This is a genomic window from Actinokineospora auranticolor (assembly GCF_041897805.1).
Taxonomy (GTDB): Bacteria; Actinomycetota; Actinomycetes; order Mycobacteriales; family Pseudonocardiaceae; genus Actinokineospora; species Actinokineospora auranticolor.
In genome coordinates, this window is sequence record NZ_CP154825.1 from 6,439,873 (window position 1) to 6,461,569 (window position 21,697).

Here is a 21,697-nt window from a genome sequence, read left to right on the forward strand (position 1 = left end):
TACGGATCGGACACCTACCCGGGGAGCCCGGCCAGGACTCGGTCGAGCGCCGCCCGTCCCGCCGGACCCCACGCGGGCTTGCCGCCGGGCAGGCCGCGGTCGCCGTTCTGGCCCATGAGCATCAGGAAGAGGCTCTTCAGCGCCGCCAGCCCCCGGGCACGCCGGACCATCCCGTCGTCGACCTCACCGTAGGCGGCGAAGAAGCGCGCCGCGGCGCCCGCGGGCAGCAGCACCCAGGCGGACGCGAGGTCTGACGCCGGGTCGCCGACGGACAGGTCGCCGAAGTCGACGACACCCGCCAGCGTCCCGTCCGCGACGACGACGTTCGCGGGGTGCAGGTCGCCGTGCACCCACACCGGCGGCCCCTCCCACGCGGGGGCCGCGACGGCGTCATCCCAGATGGCCCGGATGCTGGCGGCCTCGTCGGAGCCGATCCCGTCGACGGAGTCGAAGAAGTGGTGGAAGCCGCCCGCCCAGTCCTTGGGGTGCGCGCCGCGACCCGAACCCGCAGGCGCGTCGGCGGGGACGGCCACGTGCAGCGCGCGGAGGAACGCCGCCAGGGTGTCGGCCGCGTGCTCGCCGCGGGTGATCGACCCGCGGTCCAGCGGCACGCCCGGCACCCACGTCATGACCGTCCACAGCTTGGGGAACCGGTCGGAGGCCGCGCCGTCGCGCACCGGGACGGGGACCGGCAGCGGCAGGCGCGGGGCCAGCAGCGGCAGCCACCGGCGCTCCTTGAGCTGGTGCTCGGGCTCGGTGTCCACGCGCTGGATCCGCACGGCCAACTCGTCCCCGAGGCGCCACATCTGGTTGCCCCAGCCGCCGTCCACCTCGCGGAGGGGTAACTCGGCCAGGTCCGGGTGCTGGTCCCGCAGCAGGTCGCGGACAAGACCCGCGGTGATCTCGATGTCCGCCACTACGACGCCGAGGTCACCCGGTAGACGTCGTAGACGCCTTCCACGCTGCGGACCGCCTTGAGGACGTGACCGAGGTGCTTCGGGTCGCCCATCTCGAACGAGAAGCGGCTCACCGCCACCCGGTCCCGGGACGTGGTCACCGAGGCCGACAGGATGTTGACCTTCTCATCGGCCAGCACCTTCGTCACGTCCGAGAGCAGCCGGTGCCGGTCGAGCGCCTCCACCTGGATCGCGACGAGGAACACCGACGACTCCGACGGCGCCCACTCGACCTCCAGCAGCCGCTCCGGGGTCTGCAGCAGCTCGTCGGCGTTGGTGCAGTCCGTGCGGTGGACGCTGACGCCACCGCCGCGCGTCACGAAGCCCAGGATGTCGTCGCCCGGGACCGGCGTGCAGCACCGCGCCAGCTTCACCCACACGTCGGAGGCGCCCTTGACGATCACGCCCGCGTCCCCCGACGCGCGGCGCCGGGTGATCGTCGACGGGGTCGCGCGCTCCGCCAGCTCCTCCTCGGCGTGGTCCACCCCGCCCAGCAGCGCCACCAGCCGCTGGACGACGTGGCGGGCAGAGACGTGCCCCTCGCCGATCGCGGCGTAGAGCGAGCTGACCTCCGGGTACCGCAGCTCGCGGGCCAGCGCCGTCACCGAGTCCGCCGACACGAGCCGCTGCATCGGCAGGCCGACCCGGCGGACCTCCTTGGTGATCGAGTCCTTGCCCGCCTCGATCGCCTCTTCCTTGCGCTCCTTGGCGAACCACTGCTTGATCTTCGCCCGGGCCCGCGGCGAGGCGACGAAGGCCAGCCAGTCCCGGCTCGGCCCGGCGCCCTCGGCCTTGGAGGTGAAGATCTCCACGACCTCGCCGTTCTCCAGCTTGCGCTCGAGCGCGACCAGGCGGCCGTTGACCCGCGCGCCGATGCAGCGGTGGCCGACCTCGGTGTGCACGGCGTAGGCGAAGTCGACCGGGGTCGACCCGGCGGGCAGCGTCTCCACGTCGCCCTTCGGGGTGAAGACGAAGATCTCCCGGGTGGCCAGGTCGTAGCGCAGCGACTCCAGGAACTCCCCCGGGTCCGCCGCCTCCCGCTGCCAGTCCAGCAGCTGCCGCATCCACGCCATCTCGTCGACGTCGACGCCCGCGTGGGTGCCCTTGGTCTCCTTGTACCGCCAGTGCGCCGCGATGCCGTACTCGGCGGTGCGGTGCATCTCGTGGGTGCGGATCTGCACCTCCAGCGGCTTGCCGTCCGGCCCGATGACCGTGGTGTGCAGCGACTGGTAGACCCCGAACCGGGGCTGGGCGATGTAGTCCTTGAACCGGCCCGGCATCGGCTGCCACAGCGCGTGCACGACGCCCATGGCCGCGTAGCAGTCGCGCACGTCGTCGACCAGGATCCGGACCCCGACCAGGTCGTGGATGTCGTCGAAGTCGCGGCCCCGGACGATCATCTTCTGGTGGATCGAGTAGTAGTGCTTGGGCCTGCCCTCGACCCGCGCGGTGATCCGGGACGACTCCAGGTTGGTGCCCAGGGTGCCGATGACGGTCTGCAGGTACGTGTCGCGCGAGGGGGCCCGGTTCGCCACCAGCCGCACGATCTCGTCGTACTTCTTCGGCTGGAGGATGGCGAAGGCCAGGTCCTCCAGCTCCCACTTGACCGTGGCCATGCCGAGCCGGTGCGCCAGCGGGGCCAGCACCTCCAGCGTCTCGCGGGCCTTCTTCGCCTGCTTCTCCGGCGGCAGGAACCGCATGGTGCGCATGTTGTGCAGCCGGTCGGCCAGCTTGATGACCAGCACCCGGGGGTCGCGGGCCATGGCGATGACCATCTTGCGGATGGTCTCGGCCTCGGCGGCGCTGCCCAGCTGCACCTTGTCCAGCTTGGTGACCCCGTCGACCAGGTGCGCGACCTCGTCGCCGAAGTCCTCGCGCAGGCCGTCCAGGGAGTACTCGGTGTCCTCGACGGTGTCGTGCAGCAGCGCCGCGACCAGCGTCGTGGTGTCCATGCCCAGCTCGGCCAGGATGGTGGCCACGGCCAGCGGGTGGGTGATGTACGGGTCGCCGGACTTGCGCCGCTGGCTGCGGTGCATCTCCTCGGCGACGTCGTAGGCGTGCTGCAGCAGCGCCAGGTCGGCCTTCGGGTGCAGCTCGCGGTGCACGGCGGCCAGCGGTTCGAGCACCTGCTTGACCGGGGCCGCGCGCTGGGCGGTGATCCGCCGGGCCAACCGGGCCCGCACCCGTCGGGTGGCCGACGGCTGCCTGCCCGCCTGCGCGGGTTGGTCCACCCCGGGGGTCGTCGGGGTGGTGCCAGTGTCCACGTCGTGGGTCAAACGTGCTCCCCGGGCAGCTCGGCGCCGTGGCGGGCGCGGCGGTGCGTCCGGGTCACGTGCGCGGCCCGGGTACCGAGGATAACTCCGTTAGAGCAGCTGACCGGGCATTCGGGCGATGAAGCGCACCCCAGGTACGCCGAATCGACACCCGGGATACGCGCGGCGGAAGTCCGCTACCGGCAATCGGACGGCTCAGACACCGTGAACGGCGTGCACGGGCAGCGGCACGCGCGCCCGGCCGCCCAGGGCCGTGATCTCCACCACGACCAGGGCGGCGGTCACCTCGGCGCCTGCCCGCGCGGCCAGCCCGGCGGCGGCCGCGAGGGTGCCGCCGGTGGCCAGCACGTCGTCCACGACCACGACCCGGTTGCCCGCGCCGAGCGCGCCCACCGGCAGCTCGAACGTGGCGGACCCGTACTCGAGGTCGTAGGTGACCCGGTCCGCGACGGCGGGCAGTTTGCCCGGTTTGCGGATCGGCACCACGCCGAACCCGCGGGTGGCGGCCAGCGCGGCGCCGAACAGGAAGCCGCGGGCCTCCAGCGCCAGCACGGTGTCCACCCCGGCCGGTACCGCACCGGCCAGGGCGTCGACCACCGCGCGGAAGCCCCGCGCGTCGGCCAGCAGCGGGCTCAGGTCCTGGAACAGGACGCCCGGCTCGGGGAAGTCGGTGACCTCCCGGACGAGGCCGAGCGCCCTGGTCAGCTCCGGGTCCGCCACGGCGTCAGTGCCGCTTCTTGCCGGTCGGCTTGCCCGTGGGCTTCGGGACCGGCTTGCCCGCCTTGCGGCGCGCGTCGGACGCCTTCGGGGTGCGGGCGGGCACGCTGGACGCGGTCGCGTACGCCTTCTCGCGGCGCAGCTCGGCCTCCAGGGCACCCTCCTCGCCCAGCTCGGCGTCGGTGGCCTCGGCCCGGCGCGCGGCCTGGTTCGCCCGGCGCAGCCGGACCCGGTCGGCCTGCTGCCGGAACTTGGGCTCGGTCATCTTCAGGTCGACCAGGATCGGGGTCGCCAGGTAGATCGAGGACAGCGCGCCCGCGAGCATGCCGGTCAGCTGGACCAGCGCGAGGTCCTGCAGGGTGCCGACGCCGAGCAGGCCGACGCCGACGATGAGCAGGCCGAGCACCGGCAGCAGCGCGAACAGCGAGGTGTTGATCGAGCGCATCAGGGTCTGGTTCAGCGCCAGGTTCGCCGCCTCGCCGTAGGTGCGCCTGGTCAGGCCCAGCAGGCCCCGGGTGTTCTCCTTGACCTTGTCGAACACCACGACGGTGTCGTAGAGGGAGAACCCGAGGATGGTGAGCAGACCGATCACCGTGGCCGGGGTGACCTCGAAGCCGACGATCGAGTAGACGCCCATGGTGATCACGACGTCGTGGATGAGCGCGGCCAGCGCGGCCACGGCCATCCACTTCTCGAAGTAGAAGGCCAGGAAGATGGTCACCAGCACCAGGAAGGCGAGCAGTGCCCACAGCGCCTGGCGGGAGATCTCCCCGCCCCAGGTACCGGAGACGGCGCTGTCGCTGATCTGCGCGGGCCCGGCCGTGCCGTCCTGCGACACCGGCTTGAACTCGTCGAACAGCGCCTGCTTGAGCTGGGCGACCTCGGGGACCTTCAGCGCCTCGGACTTGATCTGGATCGAGGCGCCCGCGCCGGTGCCGACCCGCTGCACGGTGGGCTGCTCTTTGTTCAGCGTCTCGACGAAGACCCGCTTGACCTCTTCGGTCGAGATCTCGCCGGAGGCGCTGACCGACGGCATGGAGACCTTGGTGCCGCCCTCGAAGTCGATGCCGAGGTTGAAGCCGCGGAAGACCATCGAGGCGATGCAGACGAGCATCAGCGCGCCGAAGATGAGGTACCAGCGCTTGCGCTTGCCGACGATGTCGAACGCGCCCGTGCCGGTGTAGAGCCGGTCGAAGACGCTGTGCTTGCCGCCGACCGCGACGTCGCCGGTGGCGCTGAGCGTGGCCGGGACCGGGGCCGGGTTCTCGTTGCTGGTCACGTCACACTTCCTTCGCGGCGGTGCCCGCGGGGACCCGCGCGGCGCGCTGGGTGGCCGCCAGGCGCTGCACGGAGCCGAGGCCGGAGTACTTCGGGTGGGACAGGAACTTCGACTTCGCCGACAGCGCCACCAGCGGGTGGGTCACCAGGAACACCACGACGAGGTCGAGGACCGTGGACATGCCCAGGGTGAACGCGAAGCCGCGGACCTGGCCGACGGCGAGCACGTAGAGCACGGCGGCGGCGAGGAAGCTGACCGCGTCGGCGGACAGGATCGTGCGCCGCGACCGCACCCACGCCCGCGGCACCGCGGAGCGGAACGTGCGGCCCTCGCGGACCTCGTCCTTGAGCCGTTCGAAGAAGATCACGAACGAGTCCGCGGTGATGCCGATGGCGACGATGAACCCGGCGATGCCCGCGAGGTCGAGGGTGAAGCCGATCCAGCGGCCGAGCAGCACCAGGAACGCGTAGACCACGACCGCCGAGAGCACCAGCGACAGGATCATCTGCAAGCCGAGCAGCCGGTAGTAGACCAGGCAGTAGAGGAACACCAGCAGCAGGCCGATGCCACCGGCGATCAGACCGGCCTCCAGCGAGGCCAGGCCCAGCGTCGCGGACACGGTCTCGGCCTCGGACGCCTCGAACGACAGCGGCAGCGAGCCGAACTTGAGCACCTGGGCCAGCTTCTGCGCCTCGGCCTGCTTGAAGCCGCCCTGGCCGCCGGTGATCTGGGTGGCGCCGGTGATCACGCCCTGGATGGTGGGCGCGGAGACGACCTGGGTGTCGAGGACGAACGCGGCGCGCTCGTTGACGTGCGAGGCGGTGTACTCGGACCAGGTCTTGGAGCCGCCCGACTTGAAGTCCAGCGTCACCACGTAGCCGACGCCGGTCGGGTCCGGGCTGGCGGCCGCGTTGCTGATCTCGGTGCCCTCGAGGAAGGACGGGCCGAGGATGAACTTCTCCCCGGCGTCCTGGTCGCAGGCGGCCAGCGGCAGCTTCGGGTCGTCGTTGCCGACCAGCGGGTCCTTCTTGGTCGGGTCGCAGTCCAGGGTGGCCAGCGCGGCCTGCTGCAGCGCCTGGTCGGCCGGGACGTCCGCGCCGTCGGGGCCCTTGCTGCCCGCGAGCTTCGGGTCCTGGCGGCACTTCTGCGCGGCGGCGATGACGTCGCTCTGCTTGGCCTTCTGGTCGGCGAGCAGCGCGCCGTACTTGCCGCACGCGGTGTCCGCGGTGGCCGGTGCCGGAGCGGGGGCCGACGCGGCGGGGGCCGAGGTGGCCGGGGCGCCCGAGGTGGCGGGCGGGGCCGACGGCGTGGTGGTCTGCTGCTGGGCCAGCGCGGGCGCCGGACGGCCCTGCGGGGCGCCGGAGGTGGGCGCGCCGGACCCGGCGGGCGCCGAGGTGGCGGGCGGGGCGGGGGCACCGGAGGTGGGCTGCGTGCCGGACGGCTGCACGGACCCGTCGGCGGGCGGCGTCTGCTGCTGCGCCTGCGCGCCGACGGGGATCGCGCCGATCACCGGGCGGAAGCGCAGCTGCGCGGTCTGACCGAGGTCCTTGGCGCGCTCGCCGTTCTCGCCGGGAACGGTGATCACGATGTTGTTGCCGTCGAGGACGACCTCGGCACCCGCGACACCGGTGTGGTTGACCCGGGTCTCGATGATCTCCCGGGACAGGGCGAGCGATTCCTTGGACGGTGCCTCACCGGTCGCGGTCCGCGCGGTCAGCGCGACCCTGGTCCCGCCCTGCAGGTCGATGCCCAGCTTGGGCGTCGCCTTGTGGTCGCCGGTGGCGAACACGAGGGCGTAGAGGACAGCGACGATTGCTACGAAGAACGCCAGATAGCGTCCTGGGCGGATCTGCCCAACCGGTGGTGCCACGGTCGGTCCGTCTCCTCGGCTCGCGCGGCTCGCGCACGGATCACTTCGTGCGTGCCGCGATAGGTGGTCATGACACTGCGCCCACACCCGGAGCGAACTCGCGGGTGGGGGCGCAGCGTACCTCCTGCGAAGTCAGCTCGGTGTTGCACGGCTCACGCTGCGCCCACCGGCGTGGGCTCAGCGTGAAGGCGGGGCACCTGGAGCCGATCTTCGTAGACCTTGTTCGAATCGTGCTCAGTTCTTCGGCTTGCTGTCGCTGTCGGCCGGGATGGCCTCGTGCTCACCGGTCAGGACGGAGCCGTCCTCATCGGTGTCGTCGTCCTCGTCGTCGATCACGTCCGGGCCGACCTTCTCGCGGATCGCCTGGCGCAGCCAGGTGGTCTCGTAGCCCGGGGCGATCTCGATGCCGATGGTGGCGTCGTCGGAGATGTCGGAGACCGTGCCGTAGAGGCCGGAGGTCGTCATCACGCGGTCGCCGACGGTCAGCGAGTTCTGGAGTTCCTGCTGCTGCGCCACCATCTTCTTCTGGCGGCGCGAGCCGAGGACCAGCGGGATCGCCAGCACGGCGACGAGCAGCAGGGGGAGCAGCGCCTGGTTCATTTCTCTCCATCCACGGGGGAATCGGGGACGGCACGGGTTCTGCCCAGGTCGCGCCGTTCCGCCCGGTGCGAAACGTCCGATTCTTCTTCTTTGTCAGTACCGAGTCTGCCAGGTCGCGCCGGGCCCGTGGGGCCCGACCCGTCCGCGGGCGGTACCGGGGATCACTCTTCGAACAGCGTAGGTGCCGCCCGGCCCGGTGCGTCCGTCGGGGCGGTGAGCCCCAGGTGGGACCACGCGAGCGCGGTGGCGACCCGGCCCCTCGGCGTGCGGGCCAGCATGCCCGCGCGGACGAGGTAGGGCTCGCACACCTCTTCCACGGTAGTCGTTTCCTCCCCGACGGCCACCGCCAACGTCGCCACGCCGACCGGGCCGCCGCCGAAGGAGCGCACGAGCGCGTCGAGAACGGCCCGGTCGAGGCGGTCGAGGCCGAGTTCGTCGACGTCGTAGACCTTCAGCGCGGCCCGCGCGGTTTCCCGGTCGACGGAGCCGTCGCCGCGGACCTCGGCGTAGTCGCGGACCCGGCGCAGCAGCCGGTTGGCGATGCGCGGGGTGCCCCGGGAGCGGCCCGCGATCTCGGCGGCGCCGTCGGGGCGCAGGTCGATGCCGAGGATGGTGGCCGAGCGGCGCAGCACGAGTTCGAGGTCCTCGGCGGCGTAGAACTCCATGTGCGCGGTGAAGCCGAAGCGGTCGCGCAGCGGGCCGGTGAGCGAGCCGGCGCGCGTGGTGGCGCCGACCAGCGTGAACGGGGCGATCTCCAGCGGGATGGAGGTGGCGCCGGGGCCCTTGCCGACGACCACGTCGACCCGGAAGTCCTCCATCGCGAGGTACAGCATCTCCTCGGCGGGGCGGGCGATGCGGTGGATCTCGTCGATGAACATGACCTCGCCGTCGACCAGGTTCGACAGCATCGCGGCCAGGTCGCCCGCGCGCTCCAGCGCCGGGCCGGAGGTGATCCGGATGGGCCTGCCCAACTCGGCGGCGATGATCATGGCGAGGCTGGTCTTGCCGAGCCCGGGCGGGCCGGAGAGCAGCACGTGGTCCGGCGGCGCGCCGCGCCGGGTGGCGCCTTCGAGGACCAGTTGCAGCTGCTCGCGGACCCGGGGTTGGCCGACGAACTCGGCCAGCCTGCGCGGTCGCAGCGAGGACTCGTCGTCGCGCTCGCCGGGGTTGGCGACCGGGGACAGGTCGCGCCAGTCGTCCTCGGGCTCGTCCATCAGCGCTTGCGGCCGAGCGTGGCCAGGGCCTGGCGCAGCACGCCGGCGGTGTCGGCGCCCGCGTCGGCGGCGAGCACGCCGTCGACGGTCTGCTCGGCCTGCTTGACCGGGAACCCGAGCCCGACCAGGGCCTCGACGACCGAGCCGCGGACCGCGCCCGCGGCGGGCGCGACCGGGGACTCGGCACCGGCGGGCAGCGCGCCGACCTTGTCGCGCAGCTCGATGCACAGCCGCTCGGCGCCCTTGCGGCCGATGCCGGGGACCTGGGTGAGCACGGTCAGGTTGCCGTCGGCGAGCGCGGCGCGCAGCTGCGCGGGTTCGAGCACGGCGAGGGTGGCCAGGGCCAGCCGGGGGCCGATGCCGGACACGGTCTGCAGCAGCCAGAACAGGTCGCGGGCCTCGGTGTCGGCGAAGCCGAAGAGGGTGAGCGAGTCCTCGCGGACCACGAGCGCGGTGGCCAGCGCGGCCTGCTCGCCGCGCCGCAGGGTGGCCAGGGTGTGCGGCGTGGCCTGCACGGCGAAACCGACACCGCCGACCTCGACCACGGCGTGGTCGAGTCCGATCGAGGCCACCTGGCCCCGCACCGAGGAGATCACCTGTTCACCGTTCCGCTCTTGGTCTCGCGCGCCGCGGCGGCCAGCCTCGCACGGTGCTTGCGGGCCAGTTCCGCCGCCCTCGCCTCGGCCTCGGCCATCCGGTTGCGCACCGGCGCCCGCCACAGGTGGCAGATGGCGATGGCCAGGGCGTCGGCGGCGTCGGCGGGTTTGGGCGCCTCGGCGAGCCCGAGCAGCCTGGTCACCATGGCCGCGACCTGCGCCTTGTCGGCCCGGCCGGAGCCGGTGACGGCGGCCTTGACCTCGCTGGGGGTGTGGAACATGACCGGCAGGTCGCGGCGGGCGGCGGCGAGGGCGACCACGCCCGCGGCCTGCGCGGTGGCCATCGCGGTGCGCACGTTGTGCTGGCTGAACACCCGCTCGATGGCGACGACCTCGGGTCGGTGGCGGTCGAGCCAGCCCTCCACCGCGTCCGCGACGCGCAGCAGCCGGGCGGGCAGCACGTCCTCGGCCGGGGTGCGCACCACGTCGACCGCGACCGCGCGCACCGCGCGGCCCGCGCCACCGTCGACCACGGCGATGCCGAGCCGGGTCAGCCCGGGGTCGACGCCCAGCACACGCACGGTGATCGCTCCAGGTCGGCTCGCTCGTGAACACTCGTTCGAGAGCCTAGGGGGTGGACCGGTCCGCGATCACCCCGACACGCGGGGCACGGTGATCGGCGGTTCGATCAAGTGGGGCGCCAGCGGGGTGCCGGGAGCGAACCAGGGCGCGGTCGCGTCGGCGGCGGGTTGGGCCCGCCAGTCGCGGCAGACGCGGTCGAGGCGCACGGGGTGGATGGTGAGGTCGCCGTTGGCCGCGATGCGCAGGCGCAGGAAGCCCTTGTAGTCCTCGATGCTCTGCCCGGCCATGACCTCGTTGAGGTTGATGTTCGCGCGGCTGGCCAGGAGGAGGTAGATCGCGACGATCTCGGCGTCGACGAACCCGATCACGACCGGTGTGCCCAGGCCGACGACGGCGAGCGTGGCCCAGTCCTGGCCGGCGCCGTCGGGCAGGGCGTGCTTGTACAGCGCTACTACGAGGAACGACCAGCCGACGCTGAGCCCGATGTGCGCGAACGCGTGCAGCACGCCCGCGAACCGGGCGGCGGCGGGCTTGGTTTTGCCGCCCATGCGGGCGAACGTGGTGCCCGCGACGACGAGGACCACGCCGATGATCGCGGCGGGCGCCCAGCTGCCGAGGAGCCCGAAGAAGCCCCGGGCGCCGATGTCGGTCTGCACGATGCCGTAGAGGACCGCGAGGGTCATGACGGTCTGGAAGGCGCCGGTGAGCGCCCAGAAGGTGCGGTTGCGCCAAGGGAGGGCGGTGATCCCGGCGGCCAGGCGCCGGGAGGTGTCCCGGTCCGGGTAGCGGGTTTCGAGGTCGTAGAAGGCGGGTGGGGACGGCTCGCGGACGCGGGACTCGGCGGGCGGCAGGCAGAGGGTCTCGGGGAGCCGGTGGGTGGCGGCGAGGTAGGCGCCGCCGAGGCCGCAGGTGACGCGTTGGCGGCCGGTGCCGTCGCGTTCGGCGAAGCGGGCGTAGTGGTGCTTGTCGCCGGAGAGCATCACGCGGGTCTCGGCGCCTTTGGCGCGGACGATCTCGCGGTCGAAGAACTCGATCGTGTCGTAGCCCTTGGTCTCGCCGCCGGATCCGGCGGCGACCCAGGCGGGCTTGGACGTGCACAGGATGACGGCGTCGCCCGCGGCCATTTCCGCTGTCGCGCGGCGGAAGTACTCCAGCTGCGGGGCGTCGACGTAGTCGTCGAATTGGGTGTCGATTGCCAGCAGCCACCAGCGGTTGGGGAGCCGAATGGCGAAATACGACCGGGCTTGCGCGGTCTGCCAACCACCGAAAGAGCGCTGCTGGGCGAAGACGCGCAGGAAGGCGGTGAGGCCGTCGTACCAGTCGTGGTTGCCGGGGAGGGCGTAGAGGGCGGGCGGCTCCCCCTCGACGGCGGGGAACGCGGCCCGGTAGACGCCTTTGGAGCGGTCCTCGTACGCGCTGGTGGAGGCCGAGGGGTAGACCTCGTCGCCGCCCATCACCAGCAGACCGCCCCGGGGTAAGCGGTGGCCGTCGACGTCGAGGTGGTCGGCGGCGAGCAGGGACGCGACGGAGTAGGTGGCGTCGAAGCCGTCGCCGAGGTCGGCGACGAAGTCGAACCACAGCTCGGTGCCGTCGCCGTGGTCGTGCAGGTCGGCGTCGAGGCTGCCCTGGAGTTCGCGCTTGTCGGCGTAGGAGCCGAAGATGGCGGCGATCACCGACTGGAGGCCGGTGGTGACGAGCACGCCGGGTGCCAGCCACCGGACCGCTTCCCGGCGCTGGAAACCGACTTCGCGCGCGGAGAGATCGGCTGGGCGGGGTCGGGGCACTGTCATCCCCTCCTCTGGTCGCGGTATCCATGATCGTATCCGCCCGTGCGCGTTCGGTGGCGGAGATTGACCTTGATGGGGGTTGGGATGACCGAGGCGAGTGACATCATCGAGCGGTTGGGGCTGCGCCCGTTGCCGGTCGAGGGCGGCTATTTCACCGAAACGTGGGGCGGTGATCACTTTTCGTCGATCTACTACCTGCTTGCGGCGCCGGGATACTCGGCGTGGCACCGACTGGACCGGGACGAGGTGTACGCCTTCCACGCCGGGTCGGCGTTGACCGTGCACCTCCTGGGGCCAGGTGGGTACCGGTCGGCGCGGCTGGGGACGGATCTGCGCGCGGGTGAGCGGCCGCAGCTGGTGGTACCCGCGGGGACCTGGCAGGCGTCGGAGACCGCGGCGTGGTCGCTGGTGGGGACGGTCGTGGTGCCGCCGTACACCGACGAGTGCGTGGAGTTCGGGACGCCGTCGCTGGTCGCGGACCGGCCGGAGCTGGCCAGGCTGCTGCCCGCCGCGCCCTGACCTCAGCCCGGCTTTGGCGGCGTCCCGTATCCCTTGCGCGGTGACCGAAGCGCGCGAAGTGGTCGAGCTGTTGGGGTTGAGCCCGCTGCCGTTGGCGGGCCAGTACTTCACCGACTCGTGGGTCGGGGAGAGCTTCTCCGCCATCTACTACCTGCTGGCGGCGCCCGCGTACTCGAGCTGGCACCGCGTGGACCGCGACGAGCTGTACGTCCACCACGCGGGGGCGGCACTGACGGTGCACCTGCTGGACCCCGTTGGCTATCGGGCGGTGCGGCTCGGACCGGACCTGCGGGCGGGTGAACGACCGCAGCTGGTGATCCCCTCGGGGGCGTGGCGGGCGTCGGAGACCGGGTCGTGGTCGTTGATCGGGACGGTGGTGGTGCCGCCGTTCGCGGGCGCCGTCGTGGAACCCGGGACGGCCGAGCTGGTCCGCGACCAGCCTGACCTGGCGCGACTGCTGCGCACGCCATGACGACGCGTCGACCCGTGCCCGCCACGGGTCGACGCGTGCCCGGCGCGGGTCAGCCGATGTCGAGCGCCTCGAGCATCGCCATCGCCACGTGGTCGGCGGCGTTGCGGTGGCCGCGGGCGTTGGGGTGCACGAGGGCGGGCTGGTCGAGGGCCCTGGTGAAGATGCCGTCGACCCACTTGGCGGCGTCGCAGACGCTGTGGTCGCGCGAGGAGTCGTAGAGGTCGACGAACCGGGCGGAATCGTGCTTGCCCGCCGTGTCCTCGATGACCTTGTTGAGGGGTTCCAGGACGCCCGTGCGCAGCCACTCCAGGTCGCCCGGCGCGATCGAACCGAACTGCTCCTGGTTGTTGTACTCGCACTTGGTGGTGTCCTCGGGGACGACCGTGGGATAGCCGACGGCGAGGATCTTCGCGTCCGGGGCGCGTTCGTGCAGCACGGTGAGCATCTCGTCGTAGTCCCCGCTCACCTTGTTCAGCCGGTCCGGGATGCCCTCGGCCAACTCGTCCTTGCACGGGGTGCCCTCGCCACCCGACTCCCCGCCCAGCGGCAGGCACCGGGCGAGGATCTCGGCGAACCCGGCGGTGTTGCCGCTCACGCCGACGGTGACCACGTCGGTGCCGGGGCCCATCGCGGCGGACTGCGGCGGCACCGCGGGGAACGGGTAATCCGGGTCTTCGAAGGCGGGCGGGAAGTGGTACCCCCGCGGCTCCTGCGCCCGGAAGGTGACCTCCTCGACGGTCGCGGCACCGCAACTGACGTTGATCAGGTCGAACAGCGAGCCGAGGTCGCGGTCGATGAGCTGGGGGTACGACTGGTCGGTGCGCTCACAGCCGTCCCGGGGGACCTCGTAGACGTCGCCCGCGGCCTTGATCACCCCGGCCGTGTACGAGTCGCCCAGCGCGACCCACTGGTGGGACGCGGCGGGTTCGGCCTCGGCGGCTGGTGCGAGGGTGCTCGCGGCGATGGCGGCTGTCGAGACCAGAACGACCACGCTGGCGCGTGCTATGGATCCTCCATTGGACGGGAATCGGTCGACCCACCCGGCCACTCCACTGTGGACAGCTCGCGGTGGACGCCTCCGAGGTATCTCCGCGCACCGCGCGGAAAACGGCGACCAACCCGTTAGAGGACCGTGTCCACCCCACCGCGTGCGGACCGATTCACCCGATGCCGCATCGACCACCCCGGGGGTGGACGAGTTCACGCCCGGCGGGGCTTCGCCATGACGACGAGGCGGATGCCGACCTTGTCGACGTGGTCGCCGGAGGGCTCGTAGCCCGCCTTGCGGTAGAGGCGCTGGTTGTCGTGGCTGTCGGCGCCGGTGATCAACCAGAACGTGTCGACCTCGGGCGGGGCGGCGGCCTCGACGGCGGCCAGCAGGGCGCGGCCGACGCCGGTTCCCTGCTGGTCCGGGGCGACGGAGAAGCGGGCGATCTCCATGCGGGTGCCGTCGACCCGGCCGCGGACGCTGCCGACGAGCCGGGTGCCCGACCAGGCGCCGACGGCGACGGCCAGGTCGGCGCGGAACTGCTCGACCGTCTCCACCAGCGGCGGGATGAACGGCTGGGTGTAGCGCTGGGCCTCGGTGACGTAGGCGGCGCGCTGGACGGTGAGCGCCTCGCCGACGTCTGCGGCGGTGAGGGGCGCGACGCGGATGGTCACGGGCCGTCGATGCCGGGGCGCCAGCTCTCGGGCAGGCCGCTGGCGGTGAGCACCGGCTGCCACTCGGCGAAGCCCTCTGGGGCGCGGCGGCTCCACGGGAAGTCGCCGTCGGGGGTGGCGACGATCAGTTGCAGCGCGGGGAACTGGCCCGACGGGTACAGCAGGAACGCGCTGCCCAGGAACTCGGCGTAGTGGTCGCGGTGCACGCGCTCGACGACTACCGGGGTGCCCTCGAAGAAGTCGAGGTAGGGCAGGCCGGGGAAGAACCGCTCCCCCGCCGCCGCGCGGGCCACGTAGGCGTCGATGAGCGGTTTGAGCATGTTCACGGGCAGGCCGATGACCACGGCCTCCGGTGCGCCGAAGCGGCGCCAGGCGCCGACGGAGAACGCGTACGGGGCGCCGTGCTCGTCGCCGGGGACCTCGACGACCGCGTGGCCGTCCTCGTCGGCGGTGCGCAGCAGCCACTGGCGCAGCGCCGCCTGCTCCTCGGTGATCTCGTCCAGGGACATGGGCGGCTCCTGGTTCGGTGGGGACCGAAAGGGAACGGCCCGGGCGCGTGTGGACGCGCCCGGGCCGGGAAATCATCTGGCAGACGCGTAGTGGAACACCGTGCGTCCCGAGAACATCAGCCGACCTCGGCCATGACGTCGTCGGACACATCGAAGTTCGCGTAGACATTCTGCACGTCGTCGCAGTCTTCGAGCGCGTCGATCAGCTTGAAGATCTTGCGGGCGCCGTCGGCGTCGAGGGCGACGGTGACCGACGGGAGGAAGCTGGCGTCGGCGGACTCGTAGTCGTAGCCCGCGCCCTGCAGGGCCGTGCGGACCGCGACCAGGTCGGTGGCCTCGGAGACGATCTCGTAGCTGTCGCCGAGGTCGTTGACCTCTTCGGCGCCCGCGTCGAGCACCGCGCCGAGCACGTCGTCCTCGGTGAGGCCGTTCTTGGGCAGGATCACGACGCCCTTGCGGTTGAACATGTACGCGACCGAGCCCGGGTCGGCCATGTTGCCGCCGTTGCGGGTCATGGCGGTGCGGACCTCGCCCGCGGCCCGGTTGCGGTTGTCGGTGAGGCACTCGATGAGCACCGCGACGCCGTTGGCCCCGTAGCCCTCGTACATGATCGTCTGCCAGTCGGCGCCGCCCGCCTCCTCGCCGCCGCCGCGCTTGCGGGCGCGCTCGATGTTGTCGAGCGGGACGGAGTTCTTCTTCGCCTTCTGGATGGCGTCGTAGAGCGTGGGGTTGCCGTCCGGGTCACCGCCGCCGGTGCGCGCGGCGACCTCGACGTTCTTGATCAGCTTCGCGAAGAGCTTGCCACGCTTGGCGTCGAGGGCGGCCTTCTTGTGCTTGGTCGTCGCCCACTTGGAATGGCCGCTCATCTGGTCCTCCGTCAGCCTTGCGAGTCGGTTGTCTTGCGCTCGCCGTCACCGTTGCGGTTCACGATGTCGACGAACAGGCGGTGCACGCGCGCGTCGCCGGTGAGTTCCGGGTGGAACGCGGTGGCCAGCACGGTGCCCTGCCGGACGGCCACGATCCTACCGGCGGCGGCCCCGGCGGCCGGTGTCTCGGGCACCCTGGCCAGCACGGTGACCCGCGGCGAGGACGACTCGACCCACGGCGCGCGGATGAACACCGCGTGCAGCGGGCCGCCGTCGACGCCGTCGAAGTCGACGTCCTCCTCGAAGGAGTCCACCTGCCTGCCGAAGGCGTTGCGCCGGACGATGACGTCGAGGCCGCCGAGCTGGTGCTGGTCGGGCCTGCCGTCGAGGACCTTCTCGGCGAGCAGGATCATGCCCGCGCACGAGCCGTAGGTGGGCATGCCGTCGGCGATCCGGGCGCGCAGCGGGGCCAGCAGCTCGAAGGTCTCGAGCAGCCGGGACATGGTGGTGGACTCCCCGCCGGGCAGCACCAGCCCGTCCACAGCGGACAGCTCCGACTCCCGGCGCACGGTCAGCGCGCGGGCGCCACCGGCCTCCAGGGCGGCGACGTGCTCGCGCACGTCCCCCTGCAGGGCCAGCACTCCGATGAGCGGTCGAGCGTCCGACACGGGCACGTCCTCCTGTTCACGACCCGATCAACCAGCCTAGTCGGCCTGGTCGGGGCTCGGGTCAGGCCACCCCGGCCAGGCGTAGCAGTGCGGTGGCCGCCGCCGCGGCGATGACCACGACCACGCACGGTGCCTTGCGCCAGGCGAGCAGTCCGCCGACCAGCACGCCCGCGGGCAGCGCCCAGCCCGCGAAGGCGGGTCCCCTGGTCAGCGCGCTGGTGGCGATGAGCGCCACGAGCAGCACGATGGCGCCGGTACCGAGCAGGTCGCGGACCCGCTCGGGCATCCGGACGCGGTCGCGCAGCAGGGTGCCGCCGAAGCGGAAGGCGAAGGTGCCCGCGGCGAGCACCAGGATCGGCACGAGCGTCAGGTTCCCGGTCACGCGGTCAACGCCTGCGTGCGGGGCACGGCCACCAGGCCGACCAGGGCGAGCAGCACCGGCACGCCCGCGGGCAGGAACGGGGTGGCGGCCAGGGCGACGGCGGCGCCGAGCAGGGCCGGGAGGAGCTTGGCCCGGTCCTTGAGCGCGGGGAGCACCAAGGCCAGCATGACCGCGGGGAAGACCGCGTCGAGGCCGAGGGTGCTCGGGTCGTCGACCAGGGTGCCCGCCAGCGAGCCACCGAGCACGCCCAGGTTCCAGGCCGCGAACAGCGCGGCGCCGCAGGCCCAGTACGCGGCCCTGGCCCGGGTCGCGTCGCGCTGGGCCATGGCGTAGGCCACCGACTCGTCGATCATGAGGTGGCTGCCCAGCAGCCGGGCCGCCCAGCCCCGGCCGACGACGTCGCCGACCGCGAGGCCGAACGGCAGGTGCCGGGCGTTGAGGACGAGCCCGCCCAGCACCGCCGCGATCGGGCTGCCGCCGGCGGCGACCACACCGACCACCAGGTACTGCGACCCGCCCGCGAAGACCAGCAGGGACATCACCACCGGCACCCACAGCGGGAACCCCGCCGAGACCGCGATGGCACCGAAGGACGCGCCGTTGACCGCCGCCGCGACGGCGATGGCCAGCACGCCCCGCCAGAGCTCGGCATCCAGGGTTCGCCATATCGAACGCATAGTCCAGTATGATGAACGCCCCGGGAGCGTTCGTCAACGCGAACGTTGTGTTCGACATAGCGAACGGAGTGTGTGGGTGGAACACCGTGGAGCGCCCCTTGACGTCATCGCGCGGTCGTTGCGGCGGGAGCGCGAGCGGGTGGGTCTGTCGCTGAGCGAGTTGGCGAAGAGGGCCGGGGTGGCCAAGTCGACGCTGTCGCAGTTGGAGTCGGCGTCGGGGAACCCGAGCGTGGAGACGCTGTGGGCGCTGAGCGTGGCGTTGGACGTGCCGTTCAGCAGGTTGGTCGAGCCGCCGCGGCCGCGGGTTCAGGTGATCCGGGCGGGTGAGGGGCCCGCGGTGTATTCGGAGCACGCCGAGTACGTGGCGACGCTGCTGGCGTCGTGCCCGCCGCACGCGCGGCGGGACATCTACCTGATCACCGCCGAGCCGGGCGGGAAGCGGGAGTCGCTGCCGCACTCGCCGGGGGTCGTGGAGCACGTGGTGCTGTGCTCGGGGGAGGCGTTGATCGGGCCCACCGAGGACCCGGTGCGGCTGACCCCCGGGGACTACATCTCCTACCCCGGGGACCTGCCGCACATCTTCGAGGCGCTGGTGCCGGGTACCTCGGCGTGCCTGATCTCCGAGCACGTGTAGGTCGACGGGCGGCGCTCGATCGGGTGTCGGCGGGGGCCGGACAGCCCGATCGAGCGCACCCCCGGCGCGTCCCGACTACCAGCCGCGCTCGGCGAGGCGGTGGGGTTCGGGGACGTCCTCGACGTTGATGCCGACCATGGCCTCACCCAGACCGCGGCTCACCTTGGCGATGACGTCCGGGTCGTCGTGGAAGGTGGTGGCCTTGACGATGGCCTCGGCGCGCTGCGCGGGGTTGCCCGACTTGAAGATGCCGGAGCCGACGAACACGCCCTCGGCGCCCAGCTGCATCATCATCGCCGCGTCCGCCGGGGTGGCGATGCCGCCCGCGGTGAACAGCACGACCGGCAGCTTGCCGGTCCGCGCGACCTCCGCGACCAGCTCGTACGGGGCCTGCAGCTCCTTGGCCGCCACGTACAGCTCGTCCTCCGGCAGCGACGACAGCCTGCGGAGTTCGCCGCGGATCTTGCGCATGTGGGTGGTGGCGTTGGAGACGTCGCCGGTGCCCGCCTCGCCCTTGGAGCGGATCATGGCCGCGCCCTCGGTGATCCGGCGCAGGGCCTCGCCCAGGTTGGTGGCGCCGCAGACGAAGGGGACGGTGAACGCCCACTTGTCGATGTGGTTGGTGTAGTCGGCCGGGGTCAGGACCTCGGACTCGTCGATGTAGTCCACGCCGAGCGACTGCAGCACCTGGGCCTCGACGAAGTGGCCGATGCGCGCCTTCGCCATGACCGGGATGGACACCGCGGCGATGATCCCGTCGATCAGGTCGGGGTCGCTCATCCGGGCGACGCCGCCCTGCGCGCGGATGTCGGCGGGCACGCGCTCCAGCGCCATGACCGCGACCGCGCCCGCGTCCTCGGCGATCTTGGCCTGCTCGGCGTCGACCACGTCCATGATCACGCCGCCCTTGAGCATCTCTGCCATGCCGCGCTTGACCCGGTTGGTGCCGGTCTCGGGGACGGCGGGAGTGGACTGCGCATCAGTCACGGCATGCGACCTTTCGGGTGTCGGGCTCGGCGGCCGGAAAACCGCTGACCTCAGGTTACGACTCAACTGGCCCGGTGAAGGTGGCCAATCGGGGCCTATCTCGCAAGGCCACTTCGGCGCTGGGGTTGTCCCCGCCCGGATATCGGTGTGAGATCGGACACAACGCCGATGGGGAGCCCCGGCGGCTTCCCGACCGAGTGGAGGTGGGGCGCCATGGGGTCCAAGAACTCCGAGAACGGTCAAACCGAGTCCGGTGTCGCGGCCAGCGACCCGGGCAAAGTCCGCAACATCGTGCTGGTCGGGCCGTCCGGGTCCGGCAAGACGACCCTCACCGAGGCGCTGCTGACCGCCTCGGGGGTGCTGAGCCGGGCGGGCTCGGTCACCGAGGGCACCACGGTGTGCGACCACGACCCGGCGGCGGTGCGCCAGCAGCGCTCCGTGGGCCTGTCGGTCGCGCCGCTGGTGCACGACGGGGTGAAGGTGAACCTGATCGACACCCCCGGGTACGCCGATTTCGTCGGCGAGCTGCGCGCGGGCCTGCGCGCCGCCGACGCCGCGCTGTTCGTGGTCTGCGCCGCCGAGGGCGTGGACGCGGCCACGACCGCGCTGTGGGCCGAGTGCGCCGCCGTCGGGATGCCGCGGGCGCTGGTGATCGCCCGGCTCGACCACGCGCGCGCCGACTTCGCCGCCGAGCTGGCCGCCTGCCAGGACGCCTTCGGCGCGGGAGTGCTGCCCGTCTACCTGCCGACCGCCGACGGCGCGGGGCTGATCGGGCTCATCACGCAGCGCCGGTTCGACCACTCGCCCGAGGGTCAGCCGGTCGTGTCCGAGGCGAGCGCGGCCGACCTGGCGGCGACCGCTGACGCCCGCGACGCGCTGCTGGAGGGGATCATCGCCGAGAGCGAGGACGAGTCCCTGATGGACCGCTACCTCGCGGGTGAGTCCATCGACCCGGCGACGATCATCGCCGACCTGGAGACGGCCGTCGCCCGCGGCTCCTTCCACCCGGTCTTCCCGGTGTGCGCGACGACCGGGCTGGGCCTGGCCGAGCTGCTGGACGCGCTGCCGCGGGCGTTCCCGTCGCCGCTGGAGCACGCGCTGCCCGCGATCACCGACCCGCAGGGCAGGCCCCGGGTGGCCATCACCACCGACCCGGACGGCCCGCTGGCCGCCGAGGTGGTGCGCACGGCGGTGGACTCGTACGTCGGTCGGGTGTCACTTGTCCGGGTGTTCTCCGGGACGCTGCGCCCCGAGCGCGCGGTGCACGTCTCCGGCCACGGCCTCGCCGACCGCGGCCACGAGGACCACGACGCCGACGAGCGCGTCGCGCACATCTACTCCCCGCTCGGCGCGACGCTGCGCGAGGTGCCGTACTGCGTGGCGGGCGACCTGTGCGCGCTGACCAAGGTCGGCTCGGCGGAGACCGGCGACACCGTGTCCGCGCCGGAGGACCCGATCCTCATGGTGCCGTGGAGCATGCCCGAGCCGCTGCTGCCGGTCGCGGTCACCGCCAAGACCCGCAGCGACGAGGACGCCCTGGGCCGCAACCTGTCCCGGCTCGTGGCGGGCGACCCGACGCTGCGGCTGGAGCGCAACGCCGAGACCCACCAGCTGGTGCTGTGGTGCATGGGCGAGGCGCACGCCGACGTCGTGCTCGACCGGCTGCGCGCGGGCGGCGCCGAGGTGGAGACCGAGGAGGTCCGGGTGTCGCTGCGGGAGACGTTCGCCGAACCGGCGCGCGGGCACGGGCGGCACGTCAAGCAGTCCGGCGGGCACGGCCAGTACGCGGTGTGCGACATCGAGGTGGAGCCGCTGCCGACCGGCGCGGGCTTCGAGTTCGTCGACCGGGTGGTCGGCGGCGCGGTGCCGCACCAGTTCATCGGCAGCGTCGAGAAGGGCGTGCGGGCGCAGCTGGAGCGGGGCCTGCGCAACGGCCGCCCGGTGGTCGACATCCGCGTGACCCTGGTCGACGGAAAGGCGCACAGCGTCGACTCCTCGGACGCGGCCTTCCAGACGGCGGGCTCGCTGGCGCTGCGGGACGCGGCGGAGAAGGGGCGGATCGCGCTGCTGGAGCCGGTGGACGACATCCGGGTGCGGCTGCGCGACGAACACCTGGGCTCCGTCCTCGGCGACCTCTCCGCCCGGCGCGGCCGGGTCCTGGGGACGTCGGCGGCCGACGACGGGTACACGGTGGTGCAGGCGGAGGTCCCGTCGGTGGCGCTGCTGCGGTACGCCATCGACCTGCGGTCGCTGACGTCGGGCTCGGGCACCTTCAGCCGCGAGTTCTCGAGGTTCGACCCGATGCCCGCGGCCATGGCGGGCCAGTACGCGTGAGCGTGGAGCCACCCCGGCCGGTGGCTCCTACCCAGGAGGTTCGCCTATCGTGCCCGGCTCGGAGAAGTCGCCCTTGCGGCGGTCCGGTGCCGGCCAGCCCTCGGGGCGGGCGG

Annotated in this window: 22 protein-coding genes; 4 read left to right on the plus strand and 18 right to left on the minus strand. The window is 72.5% G+C overall.

Annotated features, from left to right (window positions below):
- Nucleotides 1-14 precede the first annotated feature (14 nt).
- The 10 genes from V5P93_RS28055 to V5P93_RS28100 all read right to left on the minus strand — a co-directional run bounded on the left by V5P93_RS28055 (nt 15) and on the right by V5P93_RS28100 (nt 11,877).
- Nucleotides 15-917: a phosphotransferase gene (locus tag V5P93_RS28055; protein WP_104479515.1), complete on the minus strand. Its 903-nt coding sequence runs from the start codon at nt 915-917 to the stop codon at nt 15-17.
- Nucleotides 917-3,220 carry a bifunctional (p)ppGpp synthetase/guanosine-3',5'-bis(diphosphate) 3'-pyrophosphohydrolase gene (locus V5P93_RS28060; protein ID WP_104479747.1) on the minus strand — a complete coding sequence of 768 codons (2,304 nt, stop codon included), beginning with the start codon at nt 3,218-3,220 and terminating at the stop codon, nt 917-919. The genes V5P93_RS28055 and V5P93_RS28060 overlap by 1 nt, the downstream gene beginning before the upstream one ends.
- 204 nt (nt 3,221-3,424) lie before the next feature.
- Nucleotides 3,425-3,949, minus strand: coding sequence for an adenine phosphoribosyltransferase (locus V5P93_RS28065; protein ID WP_104479514.1), 525 nt, complete (start codon nt 3,947-3,949; stop codon nt 3,425-3,427).
- 4 nt (nt 3,950-3,953) lie between these two features.
- Nucleotides 3,954-5,225, minus strand: a complete 1,272-nt coding sequence (gene secF, locus V5P93_RS28070) for a protein translocase subunit SecF (protein WP_104479513.1) — start codon at nt 5,223-5,225, stop codon at nt 3,954-3,956.
- Between the two features lies 1 nt (nt 5,226).
- Entirely contained in the window at nt 5,227-7,095 is a 1,869-nt protein-coding gene (gene secD, locus V5P93_RS28075; protein ID WP_104479512.1) for a protein translocase subunit SecD, read from the minus strand.
- Between the two features lie 234 nt (nt 7,096-7,329).
- Nucleotides 7,330-7,695 (minus strand): preprotein translocase subunit YajC, encoded by a 366-nt coding sequence (yajC, locus tag V5P93_RS28080; protein ID WP_104479511.1) that lies wholly within the window; start codon nt 7,693-7,695, stop codon nt 7,330-7,332.
- Nucleotides 7,696-7,856: 161 nt separating this feature from the next.
- Nucleotides 7,857-8,909, minus strand: a complete 1,053-nt coding sequence (ruvB, locus tag V5P93_RS28085; RefSeq protein ID WP_104479510.1) for a Holliday junction branch migration DNA helicase RuvB — start codon at nt 8,907-8,909, stop codon at nt 7,857-7,859.
- A complete protein-coding gene (gene ruvA / locus V5P93_RS28090) occupies nt 8,909-9,505 on the minus strand; it encodes a Holliday junction branch migration protein RuvA (RefSeq protein WP_104479509.1) in 597 nt (198 codons plus the stop codon). Before ruvA ends, ruvB begins: the two co-directional genes overlap by 1 nt.
- Entirely contained in the window at nt 9,502-10,086 is a 585-nt protein-coding gene (gene ruvC, locus V5P93_RS28095) for a crossover junction endodeoxyribonuclease RuvC (RefSeq protein WP_104479508.1), read from the minus strand. The genes ruvA and ruvC overlap by 4 nt, the downstream gene beginning before the upstream one ends.
- A gap of 69 nt (nt 10,087-10,155) precedes the next feature.
- On the minus strand, nt 10,156-11,877 hold the full coding sequence (locus tag V5P93_RS28100; RefSeq protein ID WP_104479507.1) for a metallophosphoesterase: 1,722 nt from the start codon (nt 11,875-11,877) through the stop codon (nt 10,156-10,158).
- A gap of 81 nt (nt 11,878-11,958) precedes the next feature.
- Here V5P93_RS28100 and V5P93_RS28105 point away from each other — a divergent pair, with 81 nt between their 5' ends.
- Both V5P93_RS28105 and V5P93_RS28110 read left to right on the plus strand, forming a co-directional pair.
- The gene (locus tag V5P93_RS28105; RefSeq protein ID WP_104479506.1) at nt 11,959-12,393 is read left to right on the plus strand and encodes a cupin domain-containing protein; all 435 of its coding nucleotides are present in this window, start codon (nt 11,959-11,961) and stop codon (nt 12,391-12,393) included.
- A gap of 40 nt (nt 12,394-12,433) precedes the next feature.
- Entirely contained in the window at nt 12,434-12,865 is a 432-nt protein-coding gene (locus V5P93_RS28110) for a cupin domain-containing protein (protein ID WP_104479505.1), read from the plus strand.
- A gap of 49 nt (nt 12,866-12,914) precedes the next feature.
- Here V5P93_RS28110 and V5P93_RS28115 read toward each other — a convergent pair whose 3' ends face one another.
- From V5P93_RS28115 to V5P93_RS28145, 7 genes are all read right to left on the minus strand, one after another.
- Nucleotides 12,915-13,856: an SGNH/GDSL hydrolase family protein gene (locus tag V5P93_RS28115; protein WP_219823985.1), complete on the minus strand. Its 942-nt coding sequence runs from the start codon at nt 13,854-13,856 to the stop codon at nt 12,915-12,917.
- Nucleotides 13,857-14,065: 209 nt separating this feature from the next.
- Nucleotides 14,066-14,527 carry a GNAT family N-acetyltransferase gene (locus tag V5P93_RS28120; RefSeq protein WP_104479504.1) on the minus strand — a complete coding sequence of 154 codons (462 nt, stop codon included), beginning with the start codon at nt 14,525-14,527 and terminating at the stop codon, nt 14,066-14,068.
- Nucleotides 14,524-15,036, minus strand: a complete 513-nt coding sequence (locus V5P93_RS28125; protein WP_104479503.1) for a DUF4262 domain-containing protein — start codon at nt 15,034-15,036, stop codon at nt 14,524-14,526. Before V5P93_RS28125 ends, V5P93_RS28120 begins: the two co-directional genes overlap by 4 nt.
- A gap of 116 nt (nt 15,037-15,152) precedes the next feature.
- Entirely contained in the window at nt 15,153-15,902 is a 750-nt protein-coding gene (locus V5P93_RS28130; RefSeq protein ID WP_104479502.1) for a YebC/PmpR family DNA-binding transcriptional regulator, read from the minus strand.
- Nucleotides 15,903-15,913: 11 nt separating this feature from the next.
- Nucleotides 15,914-16,570 (minus strand): pyridoxal 5'-phosphate synthase glutaminase subunit PdxT, encoded by a 657-nt coding sequence (gene pdxT / locus V5P93_RS28135; protein WP_104479501.1) that lies wholly within the window; start codon nt 16,568-16,570, stop codon nt 15,914-15,916.
- Nucleotides 16,571-16,631: 61 nt separating this feature from the next.
- On the minus strand, nt 16,632-16,952 hold the full coding sequence (locus V5P93_RS28140; protein ID WP_245931301.1) for an AzlD domain-containing protein: 321 nt from the start codon (nt 16,950-16,952) through the stop codon (nt 16,632-16,634).
- A complete protein-coding gene (locus V5P93_RS28145; RefSeq protein ID WP_104479500.1) occupies nt 16,949-17,629 on the minus strand; it encodes an AzlC family ABC transporter permease in 681 nt (226 codons plus the stop codon). The genes V5P93_RS28140 and V5P93_RS28145 overlap by 4 nt, the downstream gene beginning before the upstream one ends.
- Nucleotides 17,630-17,705: 76 nt before the next feature.
- On the opposite strand from V5P93_RS28145, the gene V5P93_RS28150 reads away from it, so the two are divergent.
- A complete protein-coding gene (locus tag V5P93_RS28150; RefSeq protein WP_245931300.1) occupies nt 17,706-18,263 on the plus strand; it encodes a helix-turn-helix domain-containing protein in 558 nt (185 codons plus the stop codon).
- A gap of 75 nt (nt 18,264-18,338) precedes the next feature.
- Here V5P93_RS28150 and pdxS read toward each other — a convergent pair whose 3' ends face one another.
- Nucleotides 18,339-19,250, minus strand: a complete 912-nt coding sequence (gene pdxS / locus V5P93_RS28155; protein WP_104479498.1) for a pyridoxal 5'-phosphate synthase lyase subunit PdxS — start codon at nt 19,248-19,250, stop codon at nt 18,339-18,341.
- Nucleotides 19,251-19,463: 213 nt separating this feature from the next.
- Here pdxS and V5P93_RS28160 point away from each other — a divergent pair, with 213 nt between their 5' ends.
- On the plus strand, nt 19,464-21,584 hold the full coding sequence (locus V5P93_RS28160; RefSeq protein ID WP_104479497.1) for an elongation factor G-like protein EF-G2: 2,121 nt from the start codon (nt 19,464-19,466) through the stop codon (nt 21,582-21,584).
- Nucleotides 21,585-21,697 lie beyond the last annotated feature (113 nt).

Bases quoted from the DNA above. Each gene is read 5' to 3' on its own strand.
- V5P93_RS28145 (WP_104479500.1), bottom strand. From the start codon at position 17,629: ATGCGTTCGATATGGCGAACCCTGGATGCCGAGCTCTGGCGGGGCGTG.
- V5P93_RS28125 (WP_104479503.1), bottom strand. From the start codon at position 15,036: ATGTCCCTGGACGAGATCACCGAGGAGCAGGCGGCGCTGCGCCAGTGG.
- ruvB (WP_104479510.1), bottom strand. From the start codon at position 8,909: ATGGACGAGCCCGAGGACGACTGGCGCGACCTGTCCCCGGTCGCCAAC.
- V5P93_RS28130 (WP_104479502.1), bottom strand. From the start codon at position 15,902: ATGAGCGGCCATTCCAAGTGGGCGACGACCAAGCACAAGAAGGCCGCC.
- yajC (WP_104479511.1), bottom strand. From the start codon at position 7,695: ATGAACCAGGCGCTGCTCCCCCTGCTGCTCGTCGCCGTGCTGGCGATC.
- V5P93_RS28105 (WP_104479506.1), top strand. From the start codon at position 11,959: ATGACCGAGGCGAGTGACATCATCGAGCGGTTGGGGCTGCGCCCGTTG.
- V5P93_RS28160 (WP_104479497.1), top strand. From the start codon at position 19,464: ATGGGGTCCAAGAACTCCGAGAACGGTCAAACCGAGTCCGGTGTCGCG.
- V5P93_RS28100 (WP_104479507.1), bottom strand. From the start codon at position 11,877: ATGACAGTGCCCCGACCCCGCCCAGCCGATCTCTCCGCGCGCGAAGTC.